Annotated in this window: 12 protein-coding genes; 6 read left to right on the forward strand and 6 right to left on the reverse strand. The window is 49.6% G+C overall.

Annotated features, from left to right (window positions below; all coding sequences use genetic code 11):
- Positions 1-19 precede the first annotated feature (19 nt).
- The 3 genes from yadI to yadG form a co-directional block, all read right to left on the reverse strand.
- Positions 20-460 (reverse strand): PTS sugar transporter subunit IIA, encoded by a 441-nt coding sequence (gene yadI, locus AABJ99_RS19225; RefSeq protein WP_000901977.1) that lies wholly within the window; start codon positions 458-460, stop codon positions 20-22.
- Between the two features lie 104 nt (positions 461-564).
- Positions 565-1,335, reverse strand: coding sequence for an ABC transporter permease (gene yadH, locus AABJ99_RS19230; RefSeq protein WP_000972203.1), 771 nt, complete (start codon positions 1,333-1,335; stop codon positions 565-567).
- Positions 1,332-2,258, reverse strand: a complete 927-nt coding sequence (yadG, locus tag AABJ99_RS19235) for an ABC transporter ATP-binding protein (protein WP_039021868.1) — start codon at positions 2,256-2,258, stop codon at positions 1,332-1,334. The genes yadH and yadG overlap by 4 nt, the downstream gene beginning before the upstream one ends.
- A 108-nt stretch (positions 2,259-2,366) precedes the next feature.
- On the opposite strand from yadG, the gene can reads away from it, so the two are divergent.
- The gene (gene can / locus AABJ99_RS19240) at positions 2,367-3,029 is read left to right on the forward strand and encodes a carbonate dehydratase (RefSeq protein WP_000651599.1); all 663 of its coding nucleotides are present in this window, start codon (positions 2,367-2,369) and stop codon (positions 3,027-3,029) included.
- A 40-nt stretch (positions 3,030-3,069) separates the two neighbouring features.
- Here the strand turns inward: can and hpt are convergent, their stop codons facing one another.
- Complete coding sequence (hpt, locus tag AABJ99_RS19245) at positions 3,070-3,606, reverse strand: hypoxanthine phosphoribosyltransferase (protein WP_000683336.1); 537 nt, start codon at positions 3,604-3,606, stop codon at positions 3,070-3,072.
- A 205-nt stretch (positions 3,607-3,811) separates the two neighbouring features.
- Between hpt and gcd the strand changes: the two genes are divergently transcribed.
- Positions 3,812-6,202 (forward strand): quinoprotein glucose dehydrogenase, encoded by a 2,391-nt coding sequence (gene gcd, locus AABJ99_RS19250; protein WP_039021869.1) that lies wholly within the window; start codon positions 3,812-3,814, stop codon positions 6,200-6,202.
- A gap of 201 nt (positions 6,203-6,403) precedes the next feature.
- Here the strand turns inward: gcd and cueO are convergent, their stop codons facing one another.
- Entirely contained in the window at positions 6,404-7,954 is a 1,551-nt protein-coding gene (cueO, locus tag AABJ99_RS19255; RefSeq protein WP_088541436.1) for a multicopper oxidase CueO, read from the reverse strand.
- 165 nt (positions 7,955-8,119) lie between these two features.
- Between cueO and yacC the strand changes: the two genes are divergently transcribed.
- From yacC to AABJ99_RS19275, 4 genes are all read left to right on the forward strand, one after another.
- A complete protein-coding gene (gene yacC, locus AABJ99_RS19260; protein WP_001295568.1) occupies positions 8,120-8,467 on the forward strand; it encodes a YacC family pilotin-like protein in 348 nt (115 codons plus the stop codon).
- A gap of 105 nt (positions 8,468-8,572) precedes the next feature.
- Positions 8,573-9,439 carry a polyamine aminopropyltransferase gene (gene speE, locus AABJ99_RS19265; RefSeq protein WP_032183219.1) on the forward strand — a complete coding sequence of 289 codons (867 nt, stop codon included), beginning with the start codon at positions 8,573-8,575 and terminating at the stop codon, positions 9,437-9,439.
- Between the two features lie 15 nt (positions 9,440-9,454).
- Positions 9,455-10,249 (forward strand): adenosylmethionine decarboxylase, encoded by a 795-nt coding sequence (gene speD / locus AABJ99_RS19270; RefSeq protein ID WP_000734290.1) that lies wholly within the window; start codon positions 9,455-9,457, stop codon positions 10,247-10,249.
- Between the two features lie 249 nt (positions 10,250-10,498).
- On the forward strand, positions 10,499-11,590 hold the full coding sequence (locus AABJ99_RS19275; protein WP_338387406.1) for a tetratricopeptide repeat protein: 1,092 nt from the start codon (positions 10,499-10,501) through the stop codon (positions 11,588-11,590).
- A gap of 64 nt (positions 11,591-11,654) precedes the next feature.
- Here AABJ99_RS19275 and yacL read toward each other — a convergent pair whose 3' ends face one another.
- Positions 11,655-12,017 (reverse strand): protein YacL, encoded by a 363-nt coding sequence (gene yacL, locus AABJ99_RS19280; protein ID WP_039021872.1) that lies wholly within the window; start codon positions 12,015-12,017, stop codon positions 11,655-11,657.
- Positions 12,018-12,063 lie beyond the last annotated feature (46 nt).

A 12,063-nucleotide genomic window follows, 5' to 3' on the forward strand; every position in this document is an offset into this window, starting at 1 on the left:
GCGTCATCAGGATCGCGGGTTAATACTCATACAAATTATGTTTGAGGACGAAAGGCGGATTTTTTTGTTGTTGGTGCCAAAGACTACTGACCTCCGGCGCACCCAGTTCGACAATTCGCTCGCGAAACTCAGCGCTGGATAATGTTTCACGGTAGGCCAGCATCTGTTCAACTAACGGTAACGTTACCCCAGAAATCACTTCACAGCGGGAGTGTTTGTGGCTTAATAGCGAAGCCACGCGGTACGGCGGCGCTCCGGCAATATCAGTTAAAAAGATCACCCCATCGCCAGAGTCTGCTTCATGCAGAGCATCGCACATCATACGGCTGAGCATATTAGAACTTAATCCGCGCCAGAAATTCACGGCCCGGCACTGAAGAAGCGCCCCGTGTTTTTTCTCCAGCGCATCCAGTATCTCTTGCGCCCGATCATCGTGACAGGTAATAACCCAACCTAGCATCGCCTTCCTCCTTAGCCGAAAATCAGTCTACCCTGACCATGGTTGATAAAGGGTGATAGTCGTCAAAACTCCTCTCCCCCGAATCCAGAGGAGAGGAAATAGCCTTAGCTACGCAGACCACGCCCACGTTGGATCAGCGACCAGCAAATCAAATAAAACGCCACAATAAAGACCACCAGTACGCCAAAGGTAGTGACCAGCGGCACATCATTGATACCGAGGAAGCCGTAGCGGAAACCACTGATCATATAAACGATCGGGTTCAGGTGCGACAGTCCCTGCCAGAACGGCGGCAGCAAAGTCAGGGAGTAAAAGACCCCGCCCAAATACGTGAGTGGCGTTAACACAAAGGTTGGCACCAGGCTGATGTCATCGAACGTTTTGGCAAACACGCCGTTCAGCAATCCAGCAAGGGAGAATAACACCGCCGTGAGCACCAGCGTTAAAGCGACAAATACCCACGAATGTACCTGAAAAGGCACAAAAAACAGTGAAATTGCCGTCACCAGAATGCCAACAAACAGTCCGCGTGCTACGCCACCGCCGACATATCCGGCAATAATCACGTGAGTCGGTACGGGTGCAACCAGCAGCTCTTCAATATTACGCTGAAACTTGGCACCAAAAAATGATGAAGCGACGTTGGCGTAGGCATTGGTGATTACCGACATCATGATCAGCCCCGGCACGATGAACTGCATATAGCTGAAGCCATGCATATCGCCGATGCGCGAACCAATCAGGTTACCGAAGATAATAAAATAAAGGGTCATGGTGATGACCGGTGGCACCAGCGTCTGCACCCAGATACGCATAAAGCGATGGATCTCTTTCGCCCAGATGCTTTTTAGTGCCACCCAGTAAAGATGCATCATGCGCGATCTCCTTGTTTTTCATTAACCAGTGAAACAAACAGCTCTTCCAGACGGTTAGCTTTGTTACGCATACTTAATACCTGAATACCCTGCTCACTTAACTGCGTGAATACACTGTTGATCCCCTGCTCACGCAGCACTTCAACTTCCAGCGTAGCGGTATCGACCAGTCGATACTGATAGCCATCGAGCTTCGGTAATGGGCTTTTCGGCGCGAGATCGAGAATAAAAGTTTCCGATTTCAGCTTCGCCAGCAGCGCCTTCATCGAGGTATTTTCCACCAGCTCACCGTGTTGAATAATGCCGATATTGCGACACAGCATTTCTGCTTCTTCCAGGTAATGCGTGGTAAGAATGATGGTGGTGCCTTTGTCGTTTAAATCCTTCAAAAATCCCCACATCGAGCGGCGAAGTTCGATATCCACGCCTGCGGTCGGTTCGTCAAGAATCAGCAGTTTAGGTTCGTGCATCAGCGCGCGGGCAATCATTAAACGGCGCTTCATCCCGCCAGATAACATACGCGCACGTTCGTTACGTTTTCCCCATAAATCGAGCTGTTTAAGATACTTTTCGCTACGGATGTACGCTTCTTTGCGCTCTACACCATAGTACCCCGCCTGATTCACCACAATTTGCTGTACGGTTTCAAACGGGTTGAAGTTAAATTCCTGCGGCACCAGCCCCAACTGACGTTTAGCGTTAACGACATCCTTCTCGAGATCGTAACCAAATACGCGGACCCGCCCGGAGGTTTTATTTACCAGAGAGCTGATAATACCAATAGTGGTTGATTTCCCGGCCCCGTTCGGCCCGAGAAGCGCATAAAAATCACCCGCTTCGACCTGCAAATCGATTCCACGAAGCGCCTGAACGCCGCCTGGATAGGTTTTTTTAAGCTGTTGAAGTTCCAGTGCAATGGTCATAAATTTTTACTTACCTTACGTTCTTACACTTTATCTGTGGTTTAAATCGTCCCGGAGTTGCCCTATATTAGCCAAACGTAATTATTTGGTTACAGGTCGTTAACCTCCATGAAAGACATAGATACACTCATCAGCAACAATGCACTATGGTCAAAAATGCTGGTGGAAGAGGATCCCGGGTTTTTTGAGAAACTGGCGCAAGCGCAAAAACCGCGCTTTCTATGGATTGGATGTTCCGACAGTCGCGTTCCTGCAGAACGTTTAACCGGTCTTGAGCCGGGCGAACTCTTTGTTCACCGTAATGTTGCTAACCTGGTCATTCACACCGACCTGAACTGCCTTTCCGTGGTTCAGTATGCAGTGGATGTTCTCGAAGTTGAACACATTATTATCTGTGGCCACTACGGTTGCGGCGGCGTACAGGCCGCAGTTGAAAACCCGGAACTGGGGCTTATCAACAACTGGCTGCTGCACATTCGCGATATCTGGTTCAAACATAGCTCATTGCTTGGCGAAATGCCGCAAGAGCGCCGTCTGGATACCTTGTGCGAACTGAACGTCATGGAGCAGGTATATAACCTGGGCCACTCCACCATTATGCAATCAGCGTGGAAACGCGGGCAGAAAGTTACCATTCACGGCTGGGCCTACGGCATTCACGACGGTTTGCTGCGTGATCTGGATGTTACCGCCACCAACCGCGAAACCCTTGAACAACGTTACCGTCACGGGATTTCCAATCTCAAGCTGAAACACGCCAACCACAAATAAAAACACCATGCCGGATGCAACACATCCGGCACATCCGCACTTACTCGTCCAGCAGCACTACTTTGCCGATGTACGGCAGATGGCGGTAACGCTGAGCGTAATCAATGCCGTAACCCACCACAAACTCATCCGGGATCGAGAAACCGATAAATTCTACCGGGACGTTCACTTCACGACGGGACGGTTTATCCAGCAGCGTACAAATCGCCAGCGACTTCGGTTCGCGCAGGCTTAAGATTTCACGCACTTTCGACAGTGTATTACCCGAGTCGATGATATCTTCAACAATCAGCACGTCCTTGCCACGGATATCTTCATCCAGATCTTTGAGGATTTTCACATCGCGGGTGGTGGACATGCCGCTACCGTAGCTGGAGGCGGTCATAAAATCGACTTCATGAGATACCTGAACTTCACGGCACAGGTCCGCCATAAACATAAATGAGCCACGCAGCAGGCCTACCAGCACCATATCGCTGCCGCTGTCTTTGTAACGCTCAGTAATCTGACGACCCAGTTCGGCGATACGCGCTTTAATCTCCGCTTCGGGGATCATTACTTCTACAGTATGTTTCATATCTCTAACCATATGATTTAAAAACAAATCACTTCGCACGGGCAGGTTTTGGCACCGCAACAAAGCGCAAGACACGCAGTATACCAGTAAAACTATTCATTGGCGGAATCTGTTAATAAAGCTCGAATTGTGATGACGATCACACATGTTAAAACCTATAATTAATTGCTACTAAAATATTAATGAATTGAAATGGTGTCTCTTTATGGCAATTAACAATACCGGCTCGCGACGATTACTCGTCACGCTAACAGCCCTATTTGCAGCGCTTTGTGGGCTGTATCTTCTCATTGGCGGAGGCTGGTTGGTCGCGATCGGCGGCTCCTGGTACTACCCTATCGCTGGCCTTATGATGCTCGGCGTCGCCTGGATGCTGTGGCGCAGCAAACGCGCCGCACTTTGGCTTTACGCGGCATTGCTGCTTGGCACCATGATTTGGGGCGTCTGGGAAGTGGGTTTCGATTTCTGGGCGCTGACGCCGCGTAGCGACATTCTGGTCTTCTTTGGTATCTGGCTGATCCTGCCGTTTGTCTGGCGTCGCCTGGTCATTCCTGCCAGCGGCGCAGTTGCCGCGTTGGTGGTCGCGCTGTTGATTAGCGGTGGTATCCTCACCTGGGCCGGATTTAACGATCCACAGGAAATCAACGGCACCTTAAGCGCTGATGCTACACCTGCCGAAGCTATCTCCCCCGTTGCCGATCAAGACTGGCCTGCCTATGGTCGCAATCAGGAAGGTCAACGCTTTTCACCACTGAAACAAATTAACGCTGATAACGTCCACAAGCTGAAAGAAGCCTGGGTGTTCCGTACAGGCGATGTGAAACAGCCGAACGATCCGGGCGAAATCACCAATGAAGTGACGCCGATTAAAGTAGGCGACACGCTTTACCTGTGTACCGCTCACCAGCGTTTGTTTGCGCTCGATGCCGCCAGCGGCAAAGAGAAATGGCATTACGATCCTGAGCTGAAAACCAACGAGTCTTTCCAGCATGTAACCTGCCGTGGTGTCTCTTATCATGAAGCCAAAGCAGAAACTGCTTCGCCGGAAGTGATGGCGGATTGCCCGCGTCGTATCATTCTCCCGGTCAATGATGGCCGCCTGATTGCGATTAACGCTGAAAACGGCAAGCTGTGCGAAACCTTTGCCAATAAAGGCGTACTCAATCTGCAAAGCAATATGCCGGACACCAAACCGGGTCTGTATGAGCCGACTTCACCACCGATTATCACTGATAAAACCATCGTGATGGCGGGTTCCGTCACTGATAACTTCTCAACCCGCGAAACGTCTGGCGTGATCCGTGGTTTTGATGTCAATACCGGGGAGCTGTTGTGGGCCTTTGATCCAGGCGCGAAAGATCCGAACGCAATCCCGTCTGACGAACACACCTTTACCTTTAACTCGCCAAACTCGTGGGCACCTGCGGCCTATGACGCGAAGCTGGATCTGGTGTATCTGCCGATGGGTGTGACCACGCCAGATATCTGGGGCGGTAACCGCACCCCAGAACAGGAACGTTATGCCAGCTCGATTCTGGCGCTGAATGCCACTACCGGGAAACTGGCGTGGAGCTATCAGACCGTTCACCACGACCTGTGGGATATGGATCTTCCAGCACAGCCAACGCTGGCAGATATCACCGTTAATGGTCAAAAAGTTCCGGTTATTTACGCTCCAGCGAAAACTGGCAACATTTTTGTGCTTGATCGCCGCAATGGTGAACTGGTGGTTCCGGCCCCGGAAAAACCGGTGCCGCAAGGCGCAGCGAAAGGTGATTACGTGACCCCTACTCAACCCTTCTCGGAACTGAGCTTCCGTCCGACGAAAGATTTGAGAGGTGCGGATATGTGGGGAGCCACCATGTTTGACCAACTGGTGTGCCGCGTGATGTTCCACCAGATGCGCTATGAAGGCATTTTCACCCCGCCATCTGAACAGGGTACGCTGGTCTTCCCGGGTAACCTGGGGATGTTCGAATGGGGCGGGATTTCCGTTGATCCGAATCGTGAAGTGGCAATTGCCAACCCAATGGCGCTGCCGTTTGTTTCAAAACTGATCCCTCGCGGTCCAGGCAACCCGATGGAACAGCCGAAAGATGCCAAAGGCACGGGTACGGAATCCGGCATTCAGCCACAGTACGGCGTACCGTATGGCGTTACGCTCAACCCGTTCCTTTCGCCGTTTGGTCTGCCATGTAAACAGCCAGCATGGGGCTATATCTCGGCGTTGGATCTGAAAACCAACGAAGTGGTGTGGAAGAAACGCATTGGTACGCCGCAGGACAGCATGCCGTTCCCGATGCCCGTTCCGGTGCCGTTCAATATGGGTATGCCGATGCTGGGCGGGCCAATCTCCACGGCGGGTAACGTGCTGTTTATCGCCGCTACGGCAGATAACTACCTGCGCGCTTACAACATGAGCAACGGTGAAAAACTGTGGCAGGGCCGTTTACCGGCGGGTGGTCAGGCAACACCGATGACCTATGAAGTGAATGGTAAGCAGTATGTGGTGATCTCCGCAGGCGGTCACGGTTCATTTGGTACGAAGATGGGCGACTATATTGTGGCTTATGCGTTGCCGGATGATGTGAATTAAGATTGACTCATATTGCTGACAAAGTGCGCTTTGTTCATGCCGGATGCGGCGAAAACGCCTTATCCGGCCTACTAAAACTCGCAAATTCAATAAATTGCAGAGTTCACGTAGGCCTGATAAGCGTAGCGCATCAGGCAGTTTTGCGTTTGTCAGCAGAATAATGCCCGGAGAGATCCGGGCATATTTCCGAATACGGTCTTTTTATACCGTAAACCCTAACATCATCCCCGTATCTTCATGCTCCAGCAGATGGCAGTGCGCCATATATGCATGTTCTTTCGGTGCGTCGTGATTAAACTTCACCAGGACTTCGCTGACATTACCTTCTACCTTAACAGTATCTTTCCAGCCTGCGCGATGCGTCGCTGGCGGTTTGCCATTTTCCGACAAGATACGGAACTGCGTACCGTGGATATGGAACGGATGCAGCATCATGTCGCCCACGCCAGAGATAACCCAACGCTCGTACTGCCCTTTCGCTGCCGCAAACATCGGCTTGTTCATATCAAACGCCTGACCGTTGATTTTATTGGCATGGTGGAAATCGAACTTCCCGCCGTGGTTCATATGATTCATATTGCCGTGCCCCATATGGCCCATCATCTGGCTGTGATCCATCCCGGCCATCGCCTGATCGCCATATTTCTCCATCAGCATCTGCATCCCCATCATATCGAGCATCGGGTCCATAGAGAGTTGCAGCTTGCGTACCGTCAGCCCTTCCAGCGAAGGTAATGCTGGCAGGCTACTTAACGCGTCAGGTAAGGCACCTGAAGCACTAATGGAAATCGGCTGGATCCGCATTACCGGATGCGGCTTGTCAAACGGTGCAATTGCCATTCCCATCTGGCTGACCGGTAGCGTCACCAGATCAAAGGGTTTGTTGTCGTTAACCTCCACCAGCACTTCGAAACGCTCGCCCATCAGCACCGGCAGCTCGCTCACCTTCACTGGTTCAGGTAGCAGACCACCGTCGCTGGCAATCACATACAGCGGGCGATTGTCACTGGTAGCGAAATTGAGCGAGCGGGCGTTACAGCCATTGAGCAAACGCAGGCGCAGCCAGCCGCGCGGGGCGGCGTGTTGCGGGTAGATAGCACCATTGGTCAGCAGCGTATCGCCAAACCAACCCACGGCAGCGGTCATCATATCCAGTTGATAATCAATCTGCCCGTCAGCGTTAAATTTTTTATCCTGCACGATCACCGGGACATCATCGATACCCCACTGTTTTGGCAGCATTAATTTTAGAATCTCGTCATCTTCAATCACTACCAGCCCCGCCAGCCCCATCGCCACCTGTCGCCCGGTTTTGCCATGTTGATGCGGATGGAACCAGCAGGTAGCGGCAGGTTGATCAACGTTCAACGTCACCGTACGCTTGCCACCTGGCGGAATAATTCCCTGCGGGCCGCCGTCGACTTCACCCGGTACTTCCAGCCCGTGCCAGTGCAACGTCGTCTCTTCCGTCAGTTGGTTATAGATATCAACCGTTACCGCTTTGCCGCGCTGTAATTTCACCGCCGGCCCCAGCAGATTGCCGTTATAGCCCCAGGTAGTTGCCGTTTTTCCGGCAAAGGTGGACTGGCCTGTGCCAACAGTTAACTGAATACGATTGCGGGCATCAGTCGTGAGCAAATCAGGGATCGGTAACGTTGGACGCTCCGCCGCAAATACTGCGCGGCTCCACAGCGGCAAGGCTGAAGCTACGCCCAGCGCAATGGAATATTTCAAGAAATCACGACGTTGCATAGTTATTTCCTTATTCTTAAGCAGGCGAAACAAAATCAAACGTTGAGCATAGTCCTTCCCCTTACGGGAAGGTCAAGCCGCAGACACAATTTAATCAACAATAATGGTCGTCGCCTCGCTCGCAGTGTGCTAACGTTTATCTTCTTTAAGCCCCTGGTAGAAGCAATGAAGACGTTTTTCAGAACAGTGTTATTCGGCAGCCTGATGGCCGTCTGCGCAAACAGTTACGCGCTCAGCGAGTCTGAAGCCGAAGATATGGCCGATTTAACGGCAGTTTTTGTCTTTCTGAAGAACGATTGTGGTTACCAGAACTTACCAAACGGGCAGATTCGTCGCGCACTGGTCTTTTTCGCCCAGCAAAACCAGTGGGATCTCAGCAACTACGATACCTTCGACATGAAAGCCCTCGGTGAAGACAGCTACCGCGATCTCAGCGGCATCGGCATTCCCGTCGCTAAAAAATGCAAAGCCCTGGCTCGCGATTCCTTAAGCCTGCTTGCCTACGTCAAATAATCCCTGATACCTTTTTGTAGAAATATTGACCGTGCATCCGCGGTCAATGTTAGCTATTATGTTGCGCCCTTTTTTTACGGGTGTTAACAAAGGAGGTATCAACCCATGGCCGAAAAAAAACAGTGGCATGAAACGCTACACGACCAGTTTGGGCAGTACTTTGCTGTAGATAACGTTCTGTATCATGAAAAGACCGATCACCAGGATCTGATCATTTTTGAGAACGCCGCATTTGGTCGCGTAATGGCGCTGGATGGCGTAGTACAAACCACCGAGCGCGACGAGTTTATCTATCATGAGATGATGACCCACGTTCCGCTATTAGCCCACGGTCACGCGAAACATGTGCTGATTATCGGCGGCGGCGACGGTGCCATGCTGCGTGAAGTGACCCGACATAAAAACGTTGAGTCAATCACGATGGTGGAAATCGATGCGGGTGTCGTGTCGTTCTGCCGTCAGTATCTGCCCAACCATAACGCCGGTAGCTACGACGATCCGCGCTTTAAACTGGTGATCGACGATGGCGTCAATTTCGTTAATCAAACCAGCCAGACCTTTGATGTCATTATCTCCGACTGCACCGATCCTATCGGTCCCGGCGAAAGTCTTTTCACCTCAGCATTTTATGAAGGCTGCAAACGTTGCCTGAATCCTGGCGGTATTTTTGTCGCACAGAACGGCGTCTGTTTTTTACAGCAGGAAGAGGCCATTGACAGCTATCGTAAACTCAGCCATTACTTCAGCGATGTTGGCTTTTATCAGGCGGCAATCCCGACCTATTACGGCGGCATCATGACCTTTGCATGGGCGACAGATAACGACGCCTTGCGCCATCTCTCAACCGAAATTATTCAGGCGCGTTTTCTCGCTTCTGGCCTGAAATGCCGTTATTACAATCCGGCAGTCCATACGGCAGCTTTTGCCTTACCTCAGTATCTGCAAGACGCACTGGCCTCACAGCCGTCCTAAGGAGAAGATAAGAAATTGAAAAAACTGAAACTGCATGGCTTTAATAATCTGACCAAAAGTCTGAGTTTTTGTATTTACGATATCTGCTATGCCAAAACTGCCGAAGAGCGCGACGGTTATATCGCTTATATCGATGAACTCTATAATGCCAACCGCCTGACCGAAATTCTGTCAGAAACCTGTTCCATTATCGGAGCCAATATTCTTAACATCGCCCGCCAGGATTACGAACCACAGGGTGCCAGCGTCACTATTCTAGTGAGTGAAGAACCGGTCGACCCGAAACTTATCGACAAAACAGAACACCCTGGACCACTGCCAGAAACGGTCGTTGCCCATCTCGATAAAAGTCATATTTGCGTACATACCTATCCGGAAAGCCATCCTGAAGGCGGTTTATGTACCTTCCGCGCTGATATTGAAGTCTCGACCTGCGGCGTGATTTCTCCGTTGAAGGCACTGAATTACCTGATCCACCAGCTTGAATCCGATATCGTGACCATTGATTATCGCGTGCGCGGTTTTACCCGCGACATTAACGGTATGAAGCACTTTATCGACCATGAGATTAATTCGATTCAGAACTTTATGTCCGAGGATATGAAGGCGCTGTATGACATGGTGGATGTGAACGTCTATCAGGAAAATATCTTCCATACAAAAATGTTGCTTAAAGAGTTCGACCTTAAGCACTACATGTTCCACACTAAACCGGAAGATTTAACCGACAGCGAGCGCCAGGAAATTACCGCTGCGCTGTGGAAAGAAATGCGCGAGATTTATTACGGGCGCAATATGCCAGCTGTTTAACGGCTCTGGCGGAGCTCGCAGGCTCCGCCATGCTGTAGCGTGGTGTCTTACTGGCCTAATGTATAAGTTAGAGCAGTATTGAAATAATAAAATAGCAGCCGAAACACTCCTTATTATTCATTAAAAATGAGAGTTAATAACACTGTGTTTCTTTTGCATTTTTCACACATTTAAGTTACGATATAAAAGAACACAAATATTCACCACGTAAATATCTTCATGGGACAACATAATTAAGGGAAATAGATAATGAATAACAAGAAAACCATAGCTGCAATATTATTATGCAGTGGTTTATTTATGAACATCGCTAATGCTACTGATGTTTACGCTCTGGAGAAAGGATTATACGCTGGTGATGTAAAAGCACAGTATGAATTAGGCGTTAAATACATTAATGGTGATGGCGTTGAGAAAAACTATCTAAAAGGTTCAGTACTGGTTTATGCCTCTGCATACACCCAAAAAAATAGCTCCCTGACCGCCCCTATTGATGTAAAGAATGCGACTAACTGGCAAAAAGATGAAATAGCGCGCCTTGGCGAAGAGTTAGCAAAAAACAACCCAGACGCATGGAAAACACTTTGGATTAATACATCACTCAGTGAATTGCATAAATTAGCCGACAAAGGTGACGCCACTGCTCTGTATCATCTCGGTCTGTCTACCCGTTCCGCCGAAGAAGCATTCACTTACTTTGAAAAAGCGGCAATAAAAAATAATATACCATCGCAAGTTATTTTAGCTGAAATCTACAATACCGCAGGTGGTGTAAAGCAAGATGCCAGCAAAAGTCTTGAATGGACGCGTAAAGCAGCAGAAAATGGCGATGCCAATTCTCAAGTGAAAATGTACCGTTATTACCGTGGAAACTTCGGTGATATCGTTGAGAAAAATGAACATACCGCAAATGAATGGCTGCAAAAAGCAATTGATCAAGGTGATGCTTATGCTATGCAAGAAAAATCATGGAATTATGCTCGTGGCGACATTAGTACTCCAAAGGATATCAATAAGAGTCTCGAACTTTATAAAAAAAGTATGGTTATAAAAATCAACAAAAAAACAGAAAATTATACTGATTATAGTTCATTTGCTTATTTGTATTTACTAAAAGGGGATAATGTAAAATCGTGGGTCCTCTTTCAAATGGCAAAAAAAATCTCTGCACAAATGGGGCAAGAGTTTCAGGTAGCAGAAGAAGACCTGGAAACGATTCCTGTCTTATCGCTTGCCGAAAATAAAAATGCGAAAAACGTCCTTTCTACAAGCGAAGGGAAAGAGGCGAAGAAATTATTAGCCGCGCTGGAAAAGAATCCTTCCTCAATCGCAAACTGGTAACTTGAGTACTAATGTAAACAACGCTCCTGGACCAGGGGCGTTGCAATATCCAGCAATGTTTAGTTTACCCTTGCCTGAGGAAATCGCGGTAAGCCGCCACTACCTGCAAGAAGTCCTCAACGCCGCACAGCGACAGGCTTTCCTCGTCGTAGTAGTTCATCCCCTCTTCCATTTCATCGCCAGCGAATTCCAGTTGATTGGCGCGAACCATTACCTCTTCACCGTCCATCCACAGGGTGTATTCATGCCCTGCCCGCTGCCAGGAACGTTCGCTGCCTTTGAGCGTGCGCGCGGCGTCTTCCACTTCATCAAGCAAGGCCAGGTTTTCTTTTACCTCTTCATTAAACCAGTGCCCGACCACTTCATGCCCCATGGACATGCGCACCTTTACCACTCCGGTTACATCGCGCAGAAATTCATAATCCATAGTGTGTTCCTCTGCTCCCGGCAATGCGCCGAAATCGCATTGCGCC

The organism is Escherichia coli, from assembly GCF_036503815.1.
GTDB classification, from domain to species: Bacteria; Pseudomonadota; Gammaproteobacteria; order Enterobacterales; family Enterobacteriaceae; genus Escherichia; species Escherichia coli_F.